Genomic DNA, 22787 nt, shown 5'->3' with positions numbered 1-22787 from the left:
CGATGATCGAGCTCAGCGAGACCACCAGCAGCGCCATCGCGGCGGAGTTCGTGGCCGAGCGCGCCCGGCACGGCAGCCCGGCCATGGGCATGGTGATGACGATGGTCATCCTGGTCGACGAGGACTCCGCCCACCAAGCGCTCGACGACGCCCGCCGCGCCTCGCACGAGCACCCGGCCCGGGTGCTCGGCGTCATCATCGGCGACGGTCGGGGCAAGGGGCGCGTCGACGCCCAGATCGGCATCGGCGACGCCTGGGGAGGCGAGGTCGCGCTGATCCGGCTCAGCGGCGAGGTCACCAAGCACGCCGACTCGGTCGTGATGCCGCTGCTGCTGCCCGACTCCCCCGTCGTCGTGTGGTGGCCCAACGACCATCCGGTCGACCCGGCCTCCGACCCCGTCGGACTCCTCGCGCAGCGGCGGATCACCGACGCCGCCTCGGTGCGCACCGGCAAGGCCAACGCGCTGCGGCGGCTCTGCGCGGCGTACGCGCCCGGCACCACGGACCTGGCCTGGACCCGGCTCACGCCGTGGCGCGCGCTGCTGGCCGCAGCCCTGGACCAGCAGCCGCTGAAGGTCCGCGGCGCGGTGGTGACCGCCGAGAAGGTCAGCCCCAGTGCCGACCTGCTGGCGGCGTGGCTGGCCGACCGGCTCAAGGTGAAGGTCACCCGGGAGACCTCGCCCGGGCCCGGCATCACCTCCGTGGTGCTGCAGAGCAAGGAGGGCCCGGTGGAGATCGAGCGCCTCGACGGCCGGCTGGCCACCTTCCGCTCCCCCGACAACCCCGACCGGCCGGTCGCCCTCAAACGGCGCGACGTGCCCGACCTGCTGGCCGAGGAGCTGCGCCGGCTCGACGAGGACGACGTCTACGCCGCCACCGCCAAGAAGCTGGTCGCCCAGTACGGACGCACCCAGCAGCGACGTACCCCCTCGAGGAAGGCCACCGCGTCGTGAACGAGCCCGAGATCCGGATCAGCGACTCCCCCGAGGCGCTGGCCACCGACGTCGCCGAGCACCTGCTGGTCGCGCTGGCCGACGCCCAGGCCGCCCGCCGGCTGCCGCACGTCGCCCTGACCGGCGGCACCATCGCCGAGACCATCCACGAGACGGTCGCCCGGCTCGCGGGCTCCTCCCAGGTGGACTGGCGCAAGGTGGCGTTCTGGTGGGGCGACGAGCGGTTCGTGGCCCCCGACAGTGACGACCGCAACGACCGCGCAGCCCGCATCGGCATGCTCGACCGGCTCGACGTCGACCCAGCGCTGGTCCACCCGGTGCCGAGCACCGAGGACGCCGGGTCCGTCGCGGAGGCCGCCACGATCTACGGCGACCTCCTACGTGCCTCCGGCGCGGGCGAGTTCGAGGTGGTGATGCTCGGCGTCGGCCCCGACGGGCACGTCGCCTCACTGTTCCCCGGCCGCCCCGAGATCGACGTCGAGGACGCCATCGCCGTCCCGGTGACCGACTCCCCCAAGCCCCCGCCCGAGCGGGTCAGCCTCACGCTGCCCGCCCTCAACCACACCCGCGCCACCTGGTTCGTGGTCTCCGGTGAGGGCAAGGCCGAGGCGGTCGCCACGGCACTGTCCGGCGGCGACGTCCCGGCCGCCCGCCCCCACGGGACGCAGGAGACCATCTGGTTCCTCGACGAGGCCGCCGCCAGCCAGCTGTAGCCGAGGCGTCGCATCCCCGCGCGTCCTGGGTGGTCAGACGTCGCATCCCCGCGCGTCTTCCCGCCTCATCCTCTGCGGTGAGCTCGCCGGAGGCGGCGTTTCAGAAGATGATCTCGCCAGACTTCCGCTTCTCGCGCAGCGTCTTGATCGCCTCGTCGAGGATCGACTCGGCCTCGGCGTCGGAGCGACGCTCCTTCACGTAGGCCAAGTGGGTCTTGTACGGCTCGATCTTCGGCGGCGGCGGTGGGTTGTCGGAGTCCAGCGACGCCGGGAGTCCGCAGCGTGGGCAGTCCCACTCCGCCGGCGGGTCGGCCTCCACGGCGAACGTGATCAGCGTCCGGTGCTCTTGGGAGCAGAAGTAGCTGACGTTCTGCCGGGGAGCGGCCTCGCCTCGCTCGGCCTCCCCCATCGGGCCGGCACCGACCCTGCTTCCGCGAATGGCGTTGCCGCCACCTACTGCCACGACGGTGACTCCTTCTCGTACTGGAACAGAGGGAGGTTGCTGGTCAGCTGCCCGACTTCAGCAGCAGGCCGAGACCGACGACCGAGGCGAACCAGACCAGGCCGATGCCGATCGTGATCCGGTCGAGGTTGCGCTCGGCGACCGAGGACCCGCCGAGGCCGGACGACATGCCACCGCCGAACATGTCGGACAGCCCTCCGCCGCGCCCCTTGTGGAGGAGGACGAGCAGCACCAGGAGCGCGCTCGCGACGCAGAGGACGATCTCGAAAACCAGCACCACGCCGAGGAGCCTAACCCACACCCGGAGGGGTGGGCTGGACTGGGCTGGACAAAGGTCTGGACTTCCCAGGATCTACCTCGGGCCAGCCCTGGGGGTGGGCAGCGCCGCGACCAGGAACGACCAGTCCGGATCAGATCATCGGCATCTCGTAGAAGCGGCAGATCCCGCCGAACTCGTCGGCCTCCAGGCTCGCTCCGCCCACCAGTGCGCCGTCGACGTCGGACTGGGCCATGATGCCGGCCACGTTGGCCGCCTTCACCGACCCGCCGTAGAGCACCCGGACTGCCTGCGAGGCCTCCTCGCCGTGGGTCTCGGCCACCCAGGAGCGGATCGCTCCGCACACCTCCTGCGCGTCCTCGGGCGTCGCCACCTCACCGGTGCCGATCGCCCAGACCGGCTCGTAGGCGATCACCAGCGCGCCGACCTGCTCGGGGGTGAACCCGGCCAGCGAGCCCGCCACCTGGGCCAGCGTGTACTCGACCTGACGGCCCTCGCGGCGCACCTCGAGTCCTTCGCCGACGCACACGATCGGCGTCATGTCGGCCGCGACGCTCACACGGGCCTTGGCGTTGACGACCGCGTCGTCCTCACCGTGGTCAGCCCGCCGCTCGGAGTGCCCGACGACCACGTAGGAGCAGCCGAGCTTGGCCAGCATCGCAGCCGAGATCTCGCCGGTGTGGGCGCCGGAGTCGTGCACCGAGACGTCCTGGGCGCCGTAGCGGATCCGCAGCCGGTCGCCGTCGACCAGCGTCTGCACGCTGCGCAGGTCGGTGAACGGCGGCACCACGACCACCTCGGCCTTGGCGAAGTCGTGGCGCTTGTCGTCCAGCGTCCAGGCCAGCTTCTGCACCAGGACCACAGCCTCCTGGTGGTTCAGGTTCATCTTCCAGTTGCCCGCCATCAGCGGCGTTCGTCCGGGCTTCTTCACCGCGGCCATGCTCAGGACTCCAGTACGTCGATGCCGGGGAGGTCCTTGCCCTCCAAGAACTCCAGGCTGGCGCCTCCGCCGGTGGAGATGTGCCCGAAGGCCGCCTCGTCGAAGCCCAGCGAGCGGACCGCCGCCGCGGAGTCGCCGCCACCCACGACCGACAGGCCCCCTGCCGCGGTGACCTTCGTCAGCGCTTCGGCCACCGCTCGAGTGCCGGCGCTGAACGCGTCGAACTCGAAGACGCCCATCGGACCGTTCCAGAACACGGTCCTGGCGCCGGTGAGCGCGGACGCGAAGGCCGTCGCGGTCTGCGGGCCGATGTCGAGGCCCATCTGGTCGTCGGGAATGGCCTCGACCGACACCACCGTCGCCGGGGCGTCGGCCTTGAACTCCGGCGCGACCACCGTGTCGGTGGGCAGCAGCAGCTCGACACCCTCGGCAGCGGCACGCTCGAGGTAGCCGCGGCAGGTCTCGACCTGGTCCTCCTCGAGCAGGCTGGTGCCCACGGCGTGGCCTTGGGCTGCGAGGAAGGTGAACATCATGCCGCCGCCGACCAGCAGCCGGTCGGCCTTGCCGAGCAGGTTGTCGATCACCGCCAGCTTGTCGGAGACCTTGGAGCCGCCGAGCACGACCGCGAACGGCCGCTGCGGGTCGTCGGTGAGCTGGCGCAGCACGTCGATCTCGCGGGCCACCAGACCACCCATCGCGTGGGGCAGCCGCTGGGCGACGTCGTAGACGCTGGCCTGCTTGCGGTGCACGACCCCGAAGCCGTCGCTGACGAACGCCGCATCGGGACCGACGAGCTCCACGAGCTGGTCGGCGAAGGCTCCGCGCTCGGCGTCGTCCTTGCTGGTCTCGCCCGGGTTGAAGCGGACGTTCTCCAGCAGCGCGACCTGCCCGTCGTGCAGGGCGCCGACGACCGCGTGCGCGCTCTCGCCCACCGTGTCGGTCGCGAACGCGACGTCGGTGCCCAGCAGCTCCCCGAGGCGTGTGGCGACGGGCCGCAGCGAGTACTTCGCCTCCGGCTCGCCCTTCGGCCGGCCCAGGTGCGCGGTCACGACGACCCGCGCGCCGGCGCCGGCCAGCTGCTCGATCGTCGGGACGCTGGCCCGGATCCGGCCGTCGTCGGTGATCCTGTCCCCGTCCAGCGGGACGTTCAGGTCGGAACGGACCAGCACCCGGCGACCGGCGAGGTCGCCGAGATCCTCGATGCCCGACACGTCAGAGCGAGGTGCCGATGTAGCTGATCAGGTCGACGAGGCGGTTGGAGTAGCCCCACTCGTTGTCGTACCAGCCGACGACCTTGACCTGGTTGCCGATGACCTTGGTCAGCGGCGCATCGAAGATGCACGACGCCGGGTCGGTGACGATGTCGGAGGAGACCAGCGGGTCGGTGGAGTAACGCAGGATCTTGCCGTCGGCGGCCTTCTCGACCGCGGCGTTGACCTCCTCCACGCTGGTCTCGCGCGAGGCCTCGAAGGTGAGGTCGGTGGCCGAGCCGGTGGGCACGGGCACCCGCAGCGCGTACCCGTCGAGCTTGCCCTTGAGCTCGGGCAGCACCAGGCCGATGGCCTTGGCCGCACCGGTCGAGGTGGGCACGACGTTGATCGCCGCCGCCCGGGCGCGACGCAGGTCCTTGTGGATGTTGTCCTGCAGGTTCTGGTCGGCGGTGTAGGCGTGGACCGTGGTCATCAGGCCGCGGACGATGCCGAACTCGTCGTTGAGCACCTTGGCCATGGGCGCCAGGCAGTTGGTGGTGCACGAGGCGTTGGAGATGACGGTGTGGGCCGCCGGGTCGTAGGCGCCCTCGTTGACCCCCATGACGATGGTGACGTCGTCGTTGGTCGCGGGCGCGGAGATGATGACCTTCTTGGCACCGCCGGAGTCGACGTGCGCGCGGGCCTTGGTGGCGTCGGTGAAGAAGCCGGTGGACTCCACGACGACGTCGACCCCGACGTCGCCCCAGGTCAGCGCGGCCGGGTCGCGCTCGGCGAAGGTCTTGACCACCTGGTCGCCCACGCGGATCTCGTCCTCGGAGGTGGTGACGTCGACGTCGAGCTTGCCGAGGATGGAGTCGAACTTCAGCAGCGGAGCCAGCTGTGCGTTGCTGGTCAGGTCGTTGACCGCGACGATCTCGATGTCCTGCCCCGAGGCCCTGACGGCCCGGAAGAAGTTGCGGCCGATGCGGCCGAATCCGTTGATGCCTACGCGAACGGTCACGGGAAGTGGCTCCTGGTGTGATGGCTGCTACGTCGTCTCGACCCTATCGCGGGTTGAACGATCCAATCAGGGCCGTGTCCGCGTTACGGATGAGTAACGTCGCGCGTGCCGCAAATCGCGGGTGCACCGGCGAATGACGGCAAGCCGATCGCCGGGTTGCGGCACGCTCGGCCACCTCGACGCGGCGTGCCCGGCGTGGGCGCCCGTCTCACCGGGTTTTGGCACGCTCGGTTGTCGCCTCGTTCCTCAGCGACACTGGCTGCTCAACCACCATCGAGGAAGCCTTCGCAAGCTCAGGCTTCCTCAGGCTTCCTCAGCCAGCATCTCCGGGGTGAGCGAGGCCTCGGTGTCGGGGACGCCGAGCTCGTGGGCGCGCTTGTCGGCCATGGCCAGCAGCCGGCGGATGCGGCCGGCGATGGCGTCCTTGGTGAGCACCGGGTCGTGCAGCTGACCGAGCTCCTCCAGCGAGGCCTGCTTGTGCTCCAGGCGCAGCTGGCCGGCCTGGCGGAGGTGGTCGGGGATCTCCTCGCCGAGGACCTCCAGGGCACGGTCCACGCGGGCGCCGGCGGCGACGGCGGCGCGGGCCGAACGGCGCAGGTTGGCGTCGTCGAAGTTGGCCAGCCGGTTGGCGGTGGCACGCACCTCGCGGCGCATCCGCCGCTCCTCCCAGGCCAGCAGCGACTCGTGGGCGCCGAGCCGGGTGAGCAGCTCGCCGATGGCGTCGCCGTCGCGGATGACGACGCGGTCGATGCCGCGCACCTCGCGGGCCTTGCTGGAGATCGCGAGCCGACGAGCCGACCCGACCAGGGCCAGCGCCGCCTCCGGACCGGGGCAGGTGACCTCCAGCGACGACGAGCGGCCGGGCTCGGTGAGCGAGCCGTGGGCGAGGAAGGCGCCCCGCCAGGCGGCGACGGCGTCGCAGCCCGAGCCGGACACCACTTGCGGCGGCAGGCCGCGCACGGGACGGCCGCGCTGGTCGATCAGGCCGGTCTGGCGGGCCAGCGACTCACCGTCGCGCACCACCCGGACGACGTACTGGCTGCCCTTGCGCAGCCCGTTGCCCTGGACCATGACCACGTCGGAGGTGTGGCCGAAGACCTCGGCGATGTCGCGCCGCAGCCGACGGGCCGCGGCCCCGGTGTCGAGCTCGGCCTCCACGACGATCCGGCCGCCGGCGATGTGCAGCCCACCGGCGAACCGCAGCATCGAGGACACCTCGGCCTTGCGGCAGCAGGTCTTCGTCACCCTCGTGCTGGCGAGCTCCGCCTTGACCTGCGCCGTCATTGCCATACGTCAGAACACCCAACCCACGTAGCCGATTCGTCGCGTCCCGGAGCGGTGCGACAACGCTTAACCCTAGTCCATCGCCCACGCTCACGTGGCCTCCTGGACGGGTCATTTCGGCGCCTTCGCGCGGTCAGCCCAGGATGCGCTCGTACGCCGCGCGCAACCGCTCGGGATCGTGCTGGTCAGGCGCCGAGGCCAGCGCCAGGTCGGTCAGCTCGAGCCGGCCGCCGTAGCGCGCGGCGGCCACCCGCAACCGGTCCACGGCCCATCCGGGCGCGACCGTGCCGCTGTCGCCCAGCACGACGTCGAGCCGCAGGCCGGGTGCATGGGCGACGAGGGCGTCGAGGTGGTCGACCGGGCTCAGCCCGTCGGTCTCCCCGGGTTGCGGCACCAGGTTCAGGTTCACCAGACGACGAGCCGAGGACTCGTGCAGCGCGCGGCAGAGATCGGGGACCAGCAGGTGCGGGATCACGCTGGAGTACCATGACCCCGGCCCAATCACGACCCAGTCGGCCTCGCGGATCGCGGTCACGGCCTCGGGGCAGGCGACCGCGTCGGGCGGCTCGAGCGCGACGTCGACGACCCGGCCGGGGGTCGTGGCCACCTCGACCTGGCCGCGCACGGACACCTCGGCCTCGGGGTGGTCGGGGTCGGCCCCGACGACGCGCGCGGTGATGTCGAGCGGGCTCAGCGCCATCGGCAGCACCCGGCCCTGCGCCCCCAGCAGCCGGCCGACCCACGCCAGCCCGGCAACCTGCTCGCCGCCGCCGTCCTCGCGCAGCAGCTCCCACAGCGCCACGATGAGCAGGTTGCCCACCGCGTGGCCGTGCATCTCGCCCTCGGAGTCGAAGCGGTGCTGCAGCACCCGCGCCCAGGTGCGGCCCCAGTCGTCGTCGCCGCACAGCGCGGCGAGCGCCATGCGCAGGTCGCCCGGCGGCAGCGTGCCGAACTCGCGCCGGATCCGGCCCGAGGAGCCGCCGTTGTCGGCCACGGTGACCACGGCGGTGAGGTCATCGGCGACGTGGCGCAGCGCGCTGAGCGAGGCGGCCAGGCCGTGGCCGCCGCCGAGCGCGACGACCTTCATGCGGCGGTGGTCATTCGCGTCCCAGGTCGCGGTGGGTGGCCCGGGCCTGGTACCCCAGCGCCCGCAGCCGAGCCGCGATCTCCTCGGTCATCGCCACGCTGCGGTGCTTGCCGCCGGTGCAGCCGATGGCCACGGTCATGAAGCGCTTGCCCTCGCGCAGGTAACCGGCGGTGACGGTCTGGACGACCGGCACGAAGCGGTCGAGGAACGCCTGCGCGTCGTCGCGCTCCTTGACGTACGCCGCCACCTCGGGGTCCTGGCCGGTCTGGTCGCGCAGCTCGGGCACCCAGTACGGGTTCGGTAGGAACCGCATGTCGGCCAATAGGTCGGAGTCGACCGGGATGCCGTACTTGAACCCGAAGCTGACCACCGTCACCAGCAGTCGCAGCGCGTCGGGGTGCCCGAAGGCGCGCGCGACCCGCTCCTTGAGCTGGTGGACGTTGAGCTCGGTGGTGTCGATGACCAGGTCGGCGTCACCACGCAGCGGCGCCATGACCTCCCGCTCCCGGTCGATGCCGTCGATCAGCCGGCCGCCGCCCTGCAGCGGGTGCGGCCGCCGGGCCGCCTCCTGCCGCCGCACGAGCGCGTCGACGGAGGCCTCGAGGAAGAGCACCGACGTACGCCGCGACCCCAGCCCGTTGGCCAGCCGCTCCTGCAGCGCACCGAAGAACTCCCCCGCCCGGACGTCGACGACCACGGCGATCGGCTGCCGCTGCCCTCGCCGCTCGTCGACCAGCCGCACGACGTCGCCGACCAGCTCCGGAGGCAGGTTGTCGACCACGAACCAGCCGAGGTCCTCCAGCTCCTTGGCCGCCGTGCTGCGACCCGCGCCCGTCATCCCGGTGATGACGACGAGCTCCCCCTGCTCGCTCATTCCTCGACGATCTCGCCGGTCGCGGTGTTCACGGAGACAGTCTTGCGGTTCTCCGCCTGCTGGGCGACGGCATCGGCGATGGCGGTGGCCGTGGCAGTGCCGATGCCGGGCACGGCGGCGATGTCGGCCACGGTGGCCTCGCGCAGCTTCTTCAGCGACCCGAAGTGGCGGATCAGGGTCTTGCGACGCACCTCCCCCAGCCCCGGGACGTCGTCGAGCAGGCTCTCCACCATCGACTTCGACCGCCGGCCGCGGTGGTGGGTGATGGCGAAGCGGTGCGCCTCGTCGCGCACCCGCTGCAGCAGGTAGAGGCCCTCGCTGGTCCGCGGCAGGATCACCGGGTCCTCCTGCGTGGGCAGCCAGACCTCCTCGAGCCGCTTGGCCAGCCCGCACACCGGCACGTCGTCGATGCCCAGCTCGTCGAGGGCCCGCTGTGCGGCGGCCACCTGTGGCGGGCCGCCGTCGACGACGACCAGGCCGGGCGCGTAGGCGAACTTGCGCGCGCGGCCGGTGTCGGGGTCGACCAGCATCGGACCCTGGGCTCCCTCCCCCGAGTCCGCACCGGCATCCGACGCCCCCAGCTCGCCGGTCTGGGACCGCTCGTCGAGCAGCCGGCGGAACCGCCGCGTGATCACCTCGTGCATCGAGGCGACGTCGTTCTGCCCGTCGACGCCGCGGATCACAAAGCGCCGGTACTCGCTGCGGCGCGAGAGGCCGTCCTCGAAGACGACCATGCTGGCCACCACCTCGGTGCCCTGCAGGTTGGAGATGTCGTAGCACTCGATGCGCAGCGGAGCGGTGTCGAGGTCGAGGGCGTCGCGAATCTCCTCCAGCGCCCGGTTGCGGGTGGTGAGGTCGCTGGCGCGCTTGGTCTTGTGCAGCGCCAGGCTCTCCTTGGCGTTGCGGGCCACCGTCTCCTGCAGCGCCCGCTTGTCGCCGCGCTGGGGCACCCGCAGGCTCACCGGGCCGCCACGGGACTCCCCCAGCAGCTGCTCGTAGACGGCCGCGTCCTCGGGCAGGGCCGGCACCAGGATCTCGCGGGGCACCACGTCGCCGGTCTCGCCCGCGTACAGCTGGAGCAGGAAGTCACCCACGAGCCCGGCGGTGTCGCCCTCCTCGACCCGGTCGGCCACCCAGCCGCGCTGACCCTTGATCCGGCCGTTGCGCACATAGAAGACCTGCACCGCCACCTCGAGCGGGTCCTCGCACAGCGCCAGGACGTCGGCGCTGGTGCCGTCGCCCAGCACCACCTGCTGCTTCTCCAACGCCTTGTTCAGCGCGCCGAGGTCGTCGCGCAGCCGCGCCGCCTTCTCGTAGTCCTCCCGCTGGGACGCCGCATACATCTCCCGCTCGACGCGCTTGACGAAGGCGTTGGAGCTGCCGGCCATGAAGGTGCAGAAGTCGTCGACGATCTGCCGGTGCTCCTCCTCGCTCACCCGGCCGACGCAGGGCGCCGAGCACTTGTCGATGTAGCCGAGCAGGCAGGGACGGCCGATCTGGCCCGAGCGCTTGAAGACGCCGTTGCTGCACGAGCGCATCGGGAACACCCGCAGCAGCAGGTCGACCGTCTCGCGGATGGCCCAGGCGTGGGAGTACGGGCCGAAGTAGCGCGTGCCGCGGCGCTTGCGGCCGCGCCCGACCATCACCCGGGGGAACTCCTCCGAGTAGGTCACCGCCAGCCACGGGTAGGACTTGTCGTCGCGGTACTTGACGTTGAACCGCGGGTCGAACTCCTTGATCCAGGAGTACTCCAGCTGCAGCGCCTCCACCTCGGTGTTGACCACGGTCCACTCCACCGACGCCGCGGTGGTGACCATCGTGGCCGTGCGCGGGTGCAGCGCGCCGATGTCTTGGAAGTAGGAGGAGAGCCGCGCCCGCAGGTTCTTGGCCTTGCCGACGTAGACCACGACGCCGTGGGGGTCGCGGAACCGGTAGACCCCCGGCTGGGTCGGGATCGACCCCGGCTTGGGCCGGTAGCTCCTCGGGTCGGTCACGCCCTCCACCCTACGGAGCCGCTCCGACACCGGCGTCGACGCCAGTACCGACCCCGTGTCGGACTCGACTCGGATTGTCGAGTGACATAGTGTACTTACATGGTCGCCGACCGCTACGGGCTCGAGCTCACCGCCTCGCACGAGGCCGGGCTCGCCTTCGACGACGGCCTGGACCGGCTGCTCCGGCTGGCCGACGGCGCCGTGCCCGCGTTCGCCCGCGCGATCGCGCTCGACCCGACCTTCGCCCTCGGCCACGCTGCCCTGGCGCTGCTGGGCCATGAGTTCTGCGCACCGGTCGACATCGCGGCCCGGCTGCGCGACGCCGCGCTCCACGCCCGGCGCAGCACCGAGCGCGAGCGCAGCCACGTGCACGCGGTCGTGAGCCACCTGGCGGGCGACCCCGCGCCACTGCTCCGCCACCTCGAGACCTACCCCCGCGACGCGCTGCTGCTCTCCGTGGCGGTGCCCACCATCGCGTTCTCGGGCGTCACACGCGTGCCGCAGCAGGCCTGGGACCTGGTCGAGCGATGTCGTCCGTCCTACGGCGACGACTGGTGGTTCACCGGTCTGCTGGCGTTCATGCGGCAGGAGCAGGGGCGGTTCGACGAGGCGATGAGCCTGTCGGTCCGCTCGCTCGCGCTGCAGCCCGACGCCGGCCACTCCGCCCACGCCCGGGCTCACGCGCACTACGAGACCGCCGACCACGGCGCCGGCCTGGCCTGGATCGACGACTGGATCGACGGGGCCGGCTCCGGCGCCGACAGCCTGCTCCACTTCTCCTGGCACGCCGCCCTCCACGAGCTGTCGGTCGGCGACCTCGACGCCGTTCGACGTCGCTACGAGACCCAGCTGCGCCCCGGCCCCGACACCGGCTGTCGCGCGCTCGTCGACTCCGGGTCGCTGCTGTGGCGCTGGGCCCTCACGCCGGGAGCCAGCGCCGTGCCGGGCGTCTGCGAGGTCCTGGCCGCGGTGGACGCCGAGCTGCTGCGCTGCCCGCCCACGCCGTTCATGGCGCTGCACGCCGCCGTCGCGCTCGCAGCGGCCGAGGACTGCACCGGGCTCGCGGTGCTGGAACGCTCCTGTGCGCTGAGCCCCGACCCCGACCAGTCCGAGGTGGCGGCCCCGGTCGCCCGGGCGATGCGACGGCTGGTCCGCGGCGAGGCCTCCGCGGCGGCCGACGACCTCGGCCGCCTGACGCCCCAGCTGTGGCGGCTGGGCGGCAGCGACGCCCAGCGCGAGGTGGTCGAGGAGACCCGCATCTGCGCCCTGGTGCGGGCCGGTCGCTACGCCGAGGCCGTCTCCCTCGTCGACCGCCGGATGGACCGGCGTCACTGCCGCCGCGACGAGTGGCTGCGCCGCGCAGCCGACCCGGTGCGCCCGCGCCGGGCCTAGCGGTCTCTACGCTGCGGGGGTGCCGTTCCGCCGCTACGTCGCCCTGGGCGACTCTTTCACCGAGGGGGTCGGCGACCCCGATCCCGCGCTGCCCAACGGGGTCCGCGGCTGGGCCGACCGCGCCGCCACCGTCCTGCTGGACACAGGCGACAGCGGCGACACAGGCGGCACAGGCGGCACAGGCGGCACAGGCGGCACAGGCCAGGTCGGCTACGCCAACCTGGCCATCCGCGGCCGCAAGCTCGACGCCGTGCTGGCCGAGCAGCTGGACCCGGCGCTCGCCCTGCGTCCGGACCTGGTGAGCATCTACGCCGGCGGCAACGACATCCTGCGGCCCCGCGTCGACGTCGACACCCTGGTGGCCCGCTACGCCGAGGGCCTGCAGCGGCTCGCGGCCACGGGCGCGAGGCTGGTCGTCTTCACCGCCCACGACCGCGGCCGCGTCGCCGGCTTCGGTGCGCTGCGCTCGCGCTTCGCCCTCTACAACGAGCTGCTGCGCGAGGTCGCCGACGACCTCGATGCCACCGTCGTGGACTTCTGGCGGCTCCACGAGTACCGCGACCTACGGCTGTGGAGCGAGGACCGGATCCACATGTCACCGGCGGGCCACCAACGCATGGCCGCCGCGTTCCTCGACGCTCTCGGAGTGGCACACCGGCTGCCGGCACCGTCGCTGGCCGCGGCGTCGCAGCCGACGCCGCGCGAGCGACGCGCCGAGACCCTGGCCTGGACGCGGACGCACGCCGTGCCGTGGCTGCGACGCGGGCTGACCGGACGGTCCTCGGGCGACGGACTCCGTCCGCGCTACCCCGAGTACGTCACCGCCCTGGCCTGAGACCAGACCGGTCAGGCCGCCAGGATCGAGTCGCCGGAGACGGTGATAGCGACCTTGGACAGCGCCGTCTGGGCCGGCCCGCGCGTGACCTTGCCGGTCTCGGCGGAGAACTCGCTGCCGTGGTGCTCGCACAAGATGACGTCGTCCTTGACCTGGCCGACCAGGAAGCCCTGGTGGGTGCAGGTGGCGCTGAACGCCTCGTAGGTGCCGGCCTTGGGCTGGGTCACCACGATCTTCTGGTCGGTGAGGATGACGCCGCCGCCGACGGGCACGTCGGCGGTCTTGGTCAGCTCCGTGCCGCTCGAGGACCCCGACGAGCTCGAGTCGGAGCTGCTGCCCGAGCTGCTGCTGGAACCGCTGGAGCCGCTCGCGCTGTCGTCGCCGGAGCTGCCGCAGCCGGCGAGCGCCACCGCGACGCCCAACGAGGCCAGCCCGCTGAAGACGATGCGGCGGGTGGGCCGACGGTCGACCTGGTGGTCGCCGCTCGGGCCGGCGAGGTGGTCTGGCTCGTGGGTCTGGGTCATGTTCGCCTCGGTCTCTCGGTGTGATCGCGTCAAACTGCTTGAACCATCAACCGTAGGAACCTCAGGTCACGAAGCGGTGCGACGTTTCCTGACAACTCCCTGTGTTTTCGAGGATGTCGTGCGTCGGGCCCCGGTGCCAGTGGACGACCGTCCGCCGCTCGCTCGGCCCTTGGTCGTAGTACCAGCGGTCCCCGCCTTCGTGCTGCGGGGCTTCGCCGCCGCCGCGGCCGTCACGGCACCGCGTCCGCCGTGGAGGATCGGCGCCAGGAACCGGCCGGTGTGGCTCTCGGGGACCTCGGCGACCTCCTCCGGCGTGCCCTGGGCCACCAGGGTGCCGCCGCCGCGACCGCCCTCCGGGCCCAGGTCCAAGATCCAGTCCGCGGTCTTGATGACGTCGAGGTTGTGCTCGATGACCAGCACGGTGTTGCCCTGGTCGACGAGCTTGCCCAGCACCAGCAGCAGCTTGCGGATGTCCTCGAAGTGCAGTCCCGTGGTGGGCTCGTCGAGCACGTAGACGGTGCGGCCGGTGGAGCGCTTCTGCAGCTCCGAGGACAGCTTGACCCGCTGCGCCTCGCCGCCGGAGAGCGTCGTGGCCGGCTGCCCGAGGCGCACGTAGCCCAGCCCGACCTCCACCAGCGTCGTCATGTGCCGGGCGATGGCCGGGATGGCGGCGAAGAAGTCCACCGCCTCCTCGATCGGCATGTCGAGGACCTCGGCGATCGTCTTGCCCTTGTAGTGGACCTCGAGCGTCTCCCGGTTGTAGCGGGCGCCGTGGCAGACCTCGCAGGGGACGTAGACGTCGGGCAGGAAGTTCATCTCGATCTTCAAGGTGCCGTCGCCCGAGCAGGCCTCGCAGCGACCACCCTTGACGTTGAAGGAGAACCGACCCGGCTGGTAGCCGCGCATCTTCGCCTCGGGCGTGGAGGCGAAGAGCTTGCGGACGTGGTCGAACACCCCGGTGTAGGTGGCCGGGTTCGACCGCGGCGTGCGCCCGATCGGCGACTGGTCGACGTGGATGACCTTGTCGACCTGGTCGACCCCTGTGATCCGCTTGTGGCGGCCCGGCACCGTGCGGGCGTTGTAGATCTGCTTGGCCAACGAGGTGTAGAGGATGTCGTTGACCAGCGTCGACTTGCCGGACCCGGACACGCCGGTGACGGCGACGAACAGCCCCAGCGGGAACGCGACGTCGATGTCCTTGAGGTTGTTCTCCCTCGCCCCCTGGACCACCAGCTGCCGGCCCTTCGTGCGCGGCCGGCGCACGTCGGGCACGGGGATCTCGCGGCGCCCGGAGAGGTAGAGGCCCGTGGGCGAGTCCGGGTGGTCCAGCAGCCCCTGCACCGAGCCGGAGTGCACCACCTGGCCGCCGTGCTCGCCGGCGCCGGGTCCGATGTCGACGACCCAGTCGGCGGTGCGGATGGTGTCCTCGTCGTGCTCGACCACGATGAGGGTGTTGCCCAGGTCCTTCAGGCGCACCAGCGTCTCGATGAGCCGCTGGTTGTCGCGCTGGTGCAGGCCGATGCTGGGCTCGTCGAGCACGTACAGCACGCCGACCAGGCCGGCGCCGATCTGCGTGGCCAGCCGGATCCGCTGGGCCTCGCCGCCCGACAGCGAGCCCGAGGGACGGTCGAGGGAGAGGTAGTCCAGGCCGACGTCGAGCAGGAAGCGCAGCCGCTCCTGGATCTCCTTGAGCACGCGCTCGCCGATCTGGCGCTCGCGGGCGCTCAGGTCGAGGTCGCCGAGGAAGGTCGCGGTCTCGTTGATCGGCATCGCGCAGACCTCGGCGATGCTGCGGCCGCCGATGGTGACCGCCACCGACACCGGCTTGAGCCGGGTGCCCTTGCACACTGGGCACGGCACCTCGCGCATGAAGCCCTCGAAGCGCTCGCGGCTGGTGTCGGACTCGGCGTCGCGGTGGCGCCGCTCGATGTAGGGCACCACCCCCTCGAAGGCGGTCCAGTACGACCGCTCGCGGCCGTAGCGGTTGCGGTGGCGCACGTGCACCTTCGTCGCGTGGCCCACCAAGATGGCCTCACGCGCCTTCGCGGGCAGCTTGCGCCAGGGGGTGTCGACGTCGAATCCCAGCTCGTCGCCCAGCGCGCCGAGCAGCCGGACGAAGTGGTCGGCCACGTGCGCACCGCTCCACGGCCCGATCGCCCCCTCGGCCAGGGTGGCGTCGGGGTCGGAGACCACCAGGTCGGGGTCGACCTCCATCCGGGTGCCGAGGCCGGTGCACTCCGGGCAGGCCCCGAACGGGGAGTTGAAGGAGAACGAGCGCGGCTCGAGCTCGTCGGTGTCGAGCGGGTGGTCGTTGGGGCACGACATCTTCTCGGAGAACTTCAGCTCGCGGCCGGGGTCCTTGGCGTCGAGATCCACCAGATCGAACACGACCAGGCCGCCGGCCAGGTTCAGCGCGGTCTCGACGGAGTCGGTGAGCCGCCGCTTGGCCGACTCCTTGGCCGCCAGCCGGTCGACGACCACCTCGATGGTGTGCTTGCGCTGCTTCTCCAGCTTCGGCGGCTCGCTGAGCTGGATGGTCTCGCCGTCGACCCGCGCCCGGCTGAACCCCTGCGTCTGCAGCTGCCGGAACAGCTCGACGTACTCGCCCTTGCGGCCGCGGATGACCGGCGCGAGCACCTGGAAGCGCGTGCCCTCGGGGGTCTCGAGCATCCGGTCGACGATCTGCTGCGGGGTCTGCCGCTCGATCGGCGAGCCGCACACCGGGCAGTGCGGGCGGCCGGCGCGGGCGTAGAGCAGCCGCAGGTAGTCGTAGACCTCGGTGATGGTGCCCACGGTGGACCGGGGGTTCTTCGACGTCGACTTCTGGTCGATCGAGACCGCGGGCGAGAGCCCCTCGATGAAGTCCACGTCGGGCTTGTCCATCTGCCCCAGGAACTGACGCGCGTAGGCCGAGAGCGACTCCACGTAGCGACGCTGGCCCTCGGCGAAGATGGTGTCGAAGGCCAGGGAGGACTTGCCCGATCCGGACAGGCCGGTGAACACGATGAGCGAGTCGCGGGGCAGGTCGAGGGAGACGTCCTTGAGGTTGTGCTCGCGGGCACCTCGGATGACGAGCTGGTCGGCCATGTGGTCCTTCGCGGGAGTCGGAGCCTGTCGAACAAGTGTTCGCCGTCGGGGCGGCGGGCGCAAGCGCACCACGCCGTGCAACGCCTCGGATCACGACCCTATGCCGCGCCACCGACAGCCGGCACGCCCCCAGGGACCACCGACAGGATCAGGTGAGCCGCTGCGCCAACCGGTACAGGTCGGCGTCGACCCGGTTGACGTCGTCGAGCAGCGACCGCTCGGCGGGCTGGAGCCGTCGCCCCGACCAGGGCGAGGCCCCCGACGGGGCCGCGTTGGCCCGCGACAGGTCGTCCGGCTCCGACCAGCCGAGCCGGGTGGCGAGCCGGTACGCGAGGTCGTCGATCCGATCGGTCACCCCGACGACGCCCATCCCCCCGAGCCGGCGCGCGGCACGCCGGCGCAGCCTGGCCCGACCGGGCACCGGTGCGAGCTCGTACTCGGCCTGCGCGAGCAGCTGCCCCGACACCGTCACCAACGGGCGCCGGGGACCGCGCCGCGGTGGCGTCCGGCCGAGGTAGCGCGCCTGGACGTCGCTCACCGCTCGGCGCAGCACCGGGTCGGCGAGCACGTCGGGCAGCCGCTCCCCCGCCGCGTGCAGCCGACGGTGGAGGTAGTGATCGGGCGTGCGCCAGATGTGGCCGAGGTGGGACACGGTGCGGGCGCGGGGCTCGCGGAGCACCGTCACCGTGGTCGGCGACACGGGCAGCCGGCGGGGCAGCTCGCTGCCGAAGTGCCCGCGGAACAGCCGCTTGGCGAGCAGGTCCTGGGCGGCGGTGCCGCGCAGGTCGGGCAGCAGATGCGGCCGGTACACCTCCTCGGGTCGGTACTGCGCCTCCAGCCACTGCGTCAGCGTGGTGCCGGCCGTCTTCGGGATGTGCCAGAAGTACAGCGTGCCCCCCGCGTCGCCCATGGTCCACGACGGTGCCCGGCGGGCCTGTGCGGACGGTATGGACCACCTGGCACCCAGGGATCAGCACCCAGGGATCAGCACCCAGGGATCAGCTCAGCGCCACCTCTCCTAGCGCGGCGGGTCTCACTCGACCGAGAGGTCCTGGACCTCTGCGACGCCGGCCGTCCGGCCGCTCGGACGGTGGTGCGCGCCGTGCAGGTTGAGCACCACCACGCCCACGATGATCAGCGTCAGCGCGACCACCTTGACCAGGTCGAGGCGCTCCCCCAGCACCAGCACCCCGACCACGGCGATGGCCGCGGTGCCTGCGCCGGACCAGATCGCGTAGACCACCGAGACGTCCATGTAGCGCACGATCACGGCCAGCAGCCAGATCGACACCGCGTAGCCGCCCAGCACGACGGCGGCCCAGAACGGGTCGGTGAAGCCCTTCGCGCGCGGCAGCACCGCCGTCGCGCCCACCTCGATGGCGATCGCGACGACGAGCAACGGTCCGGCGGTCCACACACCACGAATGTAGCACTCGCTACACTCATCGCGTGAGTCGTCGATCCGAGCTGGCCGAGGCCGCCACGGACTACGCCCTCGAGCACGGCCTGATCGGGCTCAGCCTGCGCCCGCTGGCCGCCGACCTGGGCACCAGCGACCGGATGCTGCTCTACCACTTCGCCGACAAGGACGACCTCGTCACGACGATCGTCCGCACGTCCACCCACCGGTCGTCCGAGGCGCTGCGCGGGCTCCCACCCTCCGCCGACCCGGAGCGGGCGGTGCTGGACCTCTGGGCCGTCGTCTCCTCCCCCGCCATCACCCGGTGCGCCCGGCTGTACTCCGAGGCGAGCGCGCTCGGCGTCCTCGGTGCGGGCCCCTACGACGCCCTGGTGCGGGAGTCGAACGAGGTCTGGATCTCGGCCATGGCCGGCCACCTGGCCGCGTCCGGGGTGCCGACGCGGTGGGCCGCGCGGCTCGCATGGCTCGTCGACGAGACGTTCATGGGGCTCAGCCTGGACCTGCCCCTGGAGCAGCCCGGCCACGTCGTCGAGGACCTGGCCCGCGCGGTACGGCTGCTCGCCGTAGATTCCTTGCCATGACCTACACCGGCGAGGTGTCGCCCGGCGGCGAGCCCGACGTCCGCGAGCTCGACCACCTGCAGATCACCAAGGTCGCCGTCGACGCGAAGATGTCCAACAACTGCTACCTACTGCGCTGCACCGAGACCGGCGACCAGCTGCTGATCGACGCGGCCGCCGACGCTCCGCGGCTGCTGCCGCTGGTCGGTGAGGCGGGGCTGGCCACCGTGGTCACCACCCACCAGCACTGGGACCACCACCGCGCCCTGGCCGAGGTCGTCGCCGCCACCGGCGCGGGCACCGTCGCCGGTGCCGAGGACGCCGACGCCATCACCGAGCAGACCGGCGTCGAGGTCGGCACCCGGCTGACCGACGGCGACACCGTCGCGGTCGGCACGTGCTCGCTGGAGGTCATCCACCTCGTCGGCCACACCCCCGGGTCGGTCGCGCTGCTCTACGACGAGCCCGGTGGCCACCCCCACCTCTGGACCGGCGACAGCCTCTTCCCCGGCGGCGTCGGCAACACCCGCGGCGACGCCGACGCCTTCGCCTCGCTGCTCCACGACGTCACGACCAAGGTCTTCGACCGGCTCCCCGACGACACCTGGTTCTACCCCGGCCACGGCAACGACTCGACCCTGGGCGAGCAGCGTCCGCACCTGGTGGAGTGGGGCGAGCGGGGCTGGTAGGCGGGCTCGGCTAGCGTTTCCCGACGTGGAGCGCACCTGTCCCCGGGGTCACGTCGTCGCCGAGGAGTACCTCAAGGCCTGCCCGGCGTGCGGGGCGCAGCTGGGTGGGGCGGTCGGGCGCAACCCGTCGCTGGCGCCGGCCCAACCGGCCGTGCGCGCCCCCCGGACCGTGCCGTTCATCGTCGGGGCGGTCGTGCTCGCGCTGTTCGGCGGACTGCTCAACTACGCCGCCGAGCAGGGGGCGGCCGAGGACTTCAGCTACGTGCTGATCCTGGCCGCGATCGCGCTGCTGGTCCTGGGCGTGGTCGACGGGTTCCGTCGGCGCTGACGGCACTGACGGCGCTGATCGAGGTGGCGGCTAGCGTGCTGCCATGCCGCTGTTCAGCTTCGAGGGCACCAGCCCGAGCGTCCACGAGACCGCCTTCATCGCCCCGACGGCCAGCATCGTCGGCGACGTGACCATCGAGGCCGGCGCCTCGGTCTGGTACGGCGCCGTGCTGCGGGCCGACTTCGGGCCCATCGTCGTCAAGGAGGGCGCGAACGTGCAGGACGGCTCCGTCCTGCACGCGGGTCCGTTCCCGTGCGTCGTCGGCCCCGGGGCCACGATCGGCCATTCCTGCGTCGTGCACGGCGCGACCATCGGCGCGGAGGCGCTCGTGGGCAACGGGGCCATCGTGCTCGACGGCGCCGTGGTCGGCGACGGGGCGATGGTGGCGGCCGGGTCGGTGCTGACCGGCCAGGTGCCCGACGACACCTTGGTGATGGGCGTCCCGGCGCGGGAGAAGGGCCCGGTCACCGGCTCCTCGGTGGAGGCCTGGGTGCGCGGCAACCCGGCCGCCTACCAGGAGCTGGCCCGGCGCCACCGCGACGGGATCCAGGAGCTCTGACGTCATACGATCCGGTCGCTGCAGCGACCACGTCGGATGACGCTAGAGCACGACCTCGGCGACGCGGCGCACCTCGTCGGCAGACGTCAGCCGCAGGAGCAGCGTGGTGACGCCGGCGGCCTCCCACTGCGCCACCCGGTCGCGCACCTTCGCGGCGTCGCCGACGATGTGGAGCTGGTCGACCAGCTCGTCGGGCACGAGCGCGACCGCCTCGTCGCGCCGCCCGGCCAGGTAGTGCTCCTGGACGCGGTCGGCGAGGTCGGCGTACCCCATGCGCTCGAAGACGCGCTTGTGAAAGTTGACCTCCTTGGCCCCCATCCCGCCCATGTAGAGCGCGACGTCGGGCTTCAACGCCGCGAGCACCGGCGCCGGGTCGTCGGTGACCGCCACGGTGCAGCTGGTGGCGATCTCGAAGTCGTCGCGGCTCCGCCGGGCGCCGGGCCGGGCGAACCCCTCGGCCAGCCACTCGGCGTACATCGGCGCCGACGCCGGCGAGTAGAACAGCGGGATCCAGCCGTCGGCGATCTCGGCGGTCTGGGCGACGTTCTTGGGACCCTCGGCACCCAGCCAGATCGGCAGGTCGGCGCGGAGCGGGTGGACGATCGAGCGCAGCGGCTTGCCGAGCCCGACCGAGCCGGGGCCGGTGTAGGGCAGCGGGTAGTGCGGACCGTCACTGGCCACGGGCGCCTCGCGGGCCAGCACCTGGCGCACGATGTCGACCACCTCGCGGGTGCGCGCCAGCGGCTTGGCGAACGGCTGGCCGTACCAGCCCTCGACGACCTGCGGGCCCGAGACGCCGAGGCCGAGCACGACGCGGCCGCCCGAGAGGTGGTCGAGGGTGAGCGCGTGCATCGCGATCGAGGCCGGGGTGCGGCCCGAGAGCTGCACGATGGAGGTGCCCAGCCGCAACCGGCTGGTCTCGCGTCCCCACCAGGCCAGCGGGGTGAAGGCGTCAGAGCCCCAGGCCTCCGCGGTGAAGAGCGCGTCGAAGCCGCTGTCCTCGGCCGCGGCCACCATCTCGGCCACACCGGAGGGCGGCTGCGCACCCCAGTACCCCAGCTGCAGTCCCAGCTTCACCGGGTCACCTTCTCAGGTGGGGACCTAGTCTCGGCAACATGAACGATCACCCCGATCACATCGTCGTCGTCGGTGGTGGGCTCGCCGCCGGCACCGCCGTCACCGAGCTCCGCAGCAACGGCTTCGACGGCGACCTCACGCTGTTCACCGACGAGCAGTGGACACCCTACGAGCGGCCCCCGCTGTCGAAGGACATCCTGCTCGGCGACGGCACCGAGGACGACGCGCTGATGCACCCGGCGTCGTGGTACGCCGACCACGACGTCGACCTGCGCCTGGGCACCAAGGTGACCTCGCTCGACACGGCCGCGAGGGTCGTGACAGCCGGCGACGAACAGGTCCGCTACGACCGGCTGCTGCTGGCCACCGGCTCGTGGCCGCGCGCCTTCGCCCCCGCGGCCGACGCCGGCCCCGCCGTCGCCTACCTGCGCACGCTGGAGGAGTCGCGCCGGATCAAGGACGCCCTCGAGGCGGGCGCCCGCGTCGGGATCGTCGGCGCCGGCTGGATCGGCCTCGAGGTGGCGGCCGCCGCCCGTGCCGCCGACGCCTCGGTCACCGTCTTCGAGAGCCTCGACCAGCCCCTGCTCAACGTGCTCGGCGCCGACGTCGGACGGATCTTCGCCGACGTCCACCGCGCCCACGACGTCGACCTGCGACTCGGCGCCCGCATCACCGACGTCGCCCGCTCCGGCGACGGCGTCACCGTCTCACTGGCCGACGGCGACCCGGTGCGCTGCGACCTGCTGGTGATCGGCACCGGCGTCGAGCCCGTCGTCGAGCCCGCCGGCGCCGCCGGCCTCACCATCGACGACGGCATCCGCACCGACGCCCACCTGCGCACCTCCGACCCGTACGTCTACGCCGCCGGCGACGTCGCCAACGCCGACCACCCGGTGCTCGGCCGGCCGCTGCGCGTGGCCCACTGGGACACCGCCGGCAAGCACGGCGCGGTGGCCGCGGCGAACCTGGTCGGCGGCAACGTCGAGCACCGCGAGCTGCCGTACTTCTTCACCGACCAGTACGACCTCGGCATGGAGTACGTCGGCCACGCCGGCCCCGACGACTACGACCGGGTGGTGCTGCGCGGCCAGACCTCCGGTGACGATCTGCTCTTCACGGCCTGGTGGCTCCAGGGCCGCCGGATCGTCGCCGGCATGCACGTCAACGACTGGGACGCGATCGACGAGGTCAAGCGGCTGGTCGGGACCGACGTCGACCCCGAGCGGTTGGCTGACGAGGGGACCGCGCTCGGGGAGGTGTGAGGAATGGGTGCGGGTGCCAAAACCCCGCACTTGCGGGCTTGTGGTGGGGACATATCGGGCAACCCCCGAGATTCGCTGCGCAAGTGTGGGGATGTGGTGGCGCCCGCGCCCCGGACGTGCGCCAACTGCACACTTGCGACGCGGGCACGGCAAGGCGGGCGGATCCGCCGCGCCGAGTGCGCAAGTGCGCAGTTGGCGCACGTTCTGCCGACAGCGAACACCAGCCGCACGGACCACGCACCGGTCGTAGGTTCGGGC

Annotated in this window: 23 protein-coding genes; 9 read left to right on the top strand and 14 right to left on the bottom strand. The window is 72.2% G+C overall.

Annotated features, from left to right (window positions below):
- Nucleotides 1-2 precede the first annotated feature (2 nt).
- The gene (locus D9V37_RS12510) at nt 3-953 is read left to right on the top strand and encodes a glucose-6-phosphate dehydrogenase assembly protein OpcA (protein ID WP_121806454.1); all 951 of its coding nucleotides are present in this window, start codon (nt 3-5) and stop codon (nt 951-953) included.
- The gene (gene pgl / locus D9V37_RS12505; RefSeq protein WP_121806453.1) at nt 950-1666 is read left to right on the top strand and encodes a 6-phosphogluconolactonase; all 717 of its coding nucleotides are present in this window, start codon (nt 950-952) and stop codon (nt 1664-1666) included. The genes D9V37_RS12510 and pgl overlap by 4 nt, the downstream gene beginning before the upstream one ends.
- A 100-nt stretch (nt 1667-1766) precedes the next feature.
- Here the strand turns inward: pgl and D9V37_RS12500 are convergent, their stop codons facing one another.
- From D9V37_RS12500 to uvrC, 9 genes are all read right to left on the bottom strand, one after another.
- On the bottom strand, nt 1767-2129 hold the full coding sequence (locus D9V37_RS12500) for an RNA polymerase-binding protein RbpA (RefSeq protein ID WP_198412511.1): 363 nt from the start codon (nt 2127-2129) through the stop codon (nt 1767-1769).
- A 43-nt stretch (nt 2130-2172) separates the two neighbouring features.
- Nucleotides 2173-2409: a preprotein translocase subunit SecG gene (secG, locus tag D9V37_RS12495; RefSeq protein WP_121806451.1), complete on the bottom strand. Its 237-nt coding sequence runs from the start codon at nt 2407-2409 to the stop codon at nt 2173-2175.
- Between the two features lie 130 nt (nt 2410-2539).
- Nucleotides 2540-3346, bottom strand: coding sequence for a triose-phosphate isomerase (gene tpiA, locus D9V37_RS12490; protein ID WP_232524882.1), 807 nt, complete (start codon nt 3344-3346; stop codon nt 2540-2542).
- 2 nt (nt 3347-3348) lie between these two features.
- Nucleotides 3349-4557, bottom strand: coding sequence for a phosphoglycerate kinase (locus D9V37_RS12485; protein ID WP_121806450.1), 1209 nt, complete (start codon nt 4555-4557; stop codon nt 3349-3351).
- A 1-nt stretch (nt 4558) separates the two neighbouring features.
- Nucleotides 4559-5557 carry a type I glyceraldehyde-3-phosphate dehydrogenase gene (gap, locus tag D9V37_RS12480; protein WP_121806449.1) on the bottom strand — a complete coding sequence of 333 codons (999 nt, stop codon included), beginning with the start codon at nt 5555-5557 and terminating at the stop codon, nt 4559-4561.
- A 303-nt stretch (nt 5558-5860) separates the two neighbouring features.
- Complete coding sequence (whiA, locus tag D9V37_RS12475) at nt 5861-6847, bottom strand: DNA-binding protein WhiA (protein ID WP_121806448.1); 987 nt, start codon at nt 6845-6847, stop codon at nt 5861-5863.
- A gap of 127 nt (nt 6848-6974) precedes the next feature.
- Nucleotides 6975-7928, bottom strand: a complete 954-nt coding sequence (locus D9V37_RS12470; protein WP_121806447.1) for a gluconeogenesis factor YvcK family protein — start codon at nt 7926-7928, stop codon at nt 6975-6977.
- 10 nt (nt 7929-7938) lie between these two features.
- On the bottom strand, nt 7939-8802 hold the full coding sequence (gene rapZ, locus D9V37_RS12465) for an RNase adapter RapZ (protein WP_121806446.1): 864 nt from the start codon (nt 8800-8802) through the stop codon (nt 7939-7941).
- A complete protein-coding gene (gene uvrC / locus D9V37_RS12460) occupies nt 8799-10796 on the bottom strand; it encodes an excinuclease ABC subunit UvrC (protein WP_121806569.1) in 1998 nt (665 codons plus the stop codon). The genes rapZ and uvrC overlap by 4 nt, the downstream gene beginning before the upstream one ends.
- Nucleotides 10797-10895: 99 nt before the next feature.
- Between uvrC and D9V37_RS20075 the strand changes: the two genes are divergently transcribed.
- The gene (locus D9V37_RS20075) at nt 10896-12188 is read left to right on the top strand and encodes a pyridine nucleotide-disulfide oxidoreductase (RefSeq protein WP_147455935.1); all 1293 of its coding nucleotides are present in this window, start codon (nt 10896-10898) and stop codon (nt 12186-12188) included.
- Between the two features lie 19 nt (nt 12189-12207).
- Entirely contained in the window at nt 12208-13023 is an 816-nt protein-coding gene (locus tag D9V37_RS12450) for an SGNH/GDSL hydrolase family protein (RefSeq protein WP_121806445.1), read from the top strand.
- Nucleotides 13024-13034: 11 nt separating this feature from the next.
- Here D9V37_RS12450 and D9V37_RS12445 read toward each other — a convergent pair whose 3' ends face one another.
- The 4 genes from D9V37_RS12445 to D9V37_RS12430 all read right to left on the bottom strand — a co-directional run bounded on the left by D9V37_RS12445 (nt 13035) and on the right by D9V37_RS12430 (nt 18051).
- Entirely contained in the window at nt 13035-13547 is a 513-nt protein-coding gene (locus D9V37_RS12445; RefSeq protein ID WP_121806444.1) for a Rieske (2Fe-2S) protein, read from the bottom strand.
- A gap of 66 nt (nt 13548-13613) precedes the next feature.
- Nucleotides 13614-16634 (bottom strand): excinuclease ABC subunit UvrA, encoded by a 3021-nt coding sequence (uvrA, locus tag D9V37_RS12440; protein WP_121806443.1) that lies wholly within the window; start codon nt 16632-16634, stop codon nt 13614-13616.
- Nucleotides 16635-16782: 148 nt separating this feature from the next.
- Nucleotides 16783-17544, bottom strand: a complete 762-nt coding sequence (locus D9V37_RS12435; RefSeq protein WP_121806442.1) for a hypothetical protein — start codon at nt 17542-17544, stop codon at nt 16783-16785.
- A 123-nt stretch (nt 17545-17667) separates the two neighbouring features.
- Nucleotides 17668-18051: a DMT family transporter gene (locus tag D9V37_RS12430; RefSeq protein WP_121806441.1), complete on the bottom strand. Its 384-nt coding sequence runs from the start codon at nt 18049-18051 to the stop codon at nt 17668-17670.
- Between the two features lie 32 nt (nt 18052-18083).
- Here D9V37_RS12430 and D9V37_RS12425 point away from each other — a divergent pair, with 32 nt between their 5' ends.
- Genes D9V37_RS12425 through D9V37_RS12410 form a run of 4 tightly spaced genes read left to right on the top strand, consistent with a single transcriptional unit; the run spans nt 18084 to nt 20190 of the window.
- Nucleotides 18084-18635: a TetR/AcrR family transcriptional regulator gene (locus tag D9V37_RS12425; RefSeq protein WP_121806440.1), complete on the top strand. Its 552-nt coding sequence runs from the start codon at nt 18084-18086 to the stop codon at nt 18633-18635.
- Nucleotides 18632-19303 carry an MBL fold metallo-hydrolase gene (locus D9V37_RS12420; protein WP_121806439.1) on the top strand — a complete coding sequence of 224 codons (672 nt, stop codon included), beginning with the start codon at nt 18632-18634 and terminating at the stop codon, nt 19301-19303. The genes D9V37_RS12425 and D9V37_RS12420 overlap by 4 nt, the downstream gene beginning before the upstream one ends.
- Nucleotides 19304-19328: 25 nt before the next feature.
- Nucleotides 19329-19631: a hypothetical protein gene (locus D9V37_RS12415; protein WP_121806438.1), complete on the top strand. Its 303-nt coding sequence runs from the start codon at nt 19329-19331 to the stop codon at nt 19629-19631.
- Between the two features lie 43 nt (nt 19632-19674).
- Nucleotides 19675-20190 (top strand): gamma carbonic anhydrase family protein, encoded by a 516-nt coding sequence (locus D9V37_RS12410; protein ID WP_121806437.1) that lies wholly within the window; start codon nt 19675-19677, stop codon nt 20188-20190.
- 42 nt (nt 20191-20232) lie between these two features.
- On the opposite strand, the gene D9V37_RS12405 is transcribed toward D9V37_RS12410, so the two are convergent.
- Nucleotides 20233-21267 (bottom strand): LLM class F420-dependent oxidoreductase, encoded by a 1035-nt coding sequence (locus tag D9V37_RS12405; RefSeq protein ID WP_121806436.1) that lies wholly within the window; start codon nt 21265-21267, stop codon nt 20233-20235.
- 38 nt (nt 21268-21305) lie between these two features.
- Here D9V37_RS12405 and D9V37_RS12400 point away from each other — a divergent pair, with 38 nt between their 5' ends.
- Nucleotides 21306-22529 (top strand): NAD(P)/FAD-dependent oxidoreductase, encoded by a 1224-nt coding sequence (locus D9V37_RS12400; protein ID WP_121806435.1) that lies wholly within the window; start codon nt 21306-21308, stop codon nt 22527-22529.
- Nucleotides 22530-22787 lie beyond the last annotated feature (258 nt).

The organism is Nocardioides mangrovicus (assembly GCF_003674065.1).
Classification (GTDB): domain Bacteria; phylum Actinomycetota; class Actinomycetes; order Propionibacteriales; family Nocardioidaceae; genus Marmoricola; species Marmoricola mangrovicus.
Note: the sequence above shows the minus strand (reverse complement) of the source record. Positions and strands in the feature narration are given on the sequence as shown.

Coding starts and splice junctions, on each gene's coding strand:
- D9V37_RS20075 (WP_147455935.1), top strand. CDS start 10,896: ATGGTCGCCGACCGCTACGGGCTCGAGCTCACCGCCTCGCACGAGGCC.
- whiA (WP_121806448.1), bottom strand. CDS start 6,847: ATGGCAATGACGGCGCAGGTCAAGGCGGAGCTCGCCAGCACGAGGGTG.
- tpiA (WP_232524882.1), bottom strand. CDS start 3,346: ATGGCCGCGGTGAAGAAGCCCGGACGAACGCCGCTGATGGCGGGCAAC.
- uvrA (WP_121806443.1), bottom strand. CDS start 16,634: ATGGCCGACCAGCTCGTCATCCGAGGTGCCCGCGAGCACAACCTCAAG.
- D9V37_RS12510 (WP_121806454.1), top strand. CDS start 3: ATGATCGAGCTCAGCGAGACCACCAGCAGCGCCATCGCGGCGGAGTTC.
- D9V37_RS12420 (WP_121806439.1), top strand. CDS start 18,632: ATGACCTACACCGGCGAGGTGTCGCCCGGCGGCGAGCCCGACGTCCGC.
- D9V37_RS12400 (WP_121806435.1), top strand. CDS start 21,306: ATGAACGATCACCCCGATCACATCGTCGTCGTCGGTGGTGGGCTCGCC.
- D9V37_RS12470 (WP_121806447.1), bottom strand. CDS start 7,928: ATGAAGGTCGTCGCGCTCGGCGGCGGCCACGGCCTGGCCGCCTCGCTC.
- D9V37_RS12410 (WP_121806437.1), top strand. CDS start 19,675: ATGCCGCTGTTCAGCTTCGAGGGCACCAGCCCGAGCGTCCACGAGACC.
- rapZ (WP_121806446.1), bottom strand. CDS start 8,802: ATGAGCGAGCAGGGGGAGCTCGTCGTCATCACCGGGATGACGGGCGCG.
- D9V37_RS12445 (WP_121806444.1), bottom strand. CDS start 13,547: ATGACCCAGACCCACGAGCCAGACCACCTCGCCGGCCCGAGCGGCGAC.
- D9V37_RS12435 (WP_121806442.1), bottom strand. CDS start 17,544: ATGGGCGACGCGGGGGGCACGCTGTACTTCTGGCACATCCCGAAGACG.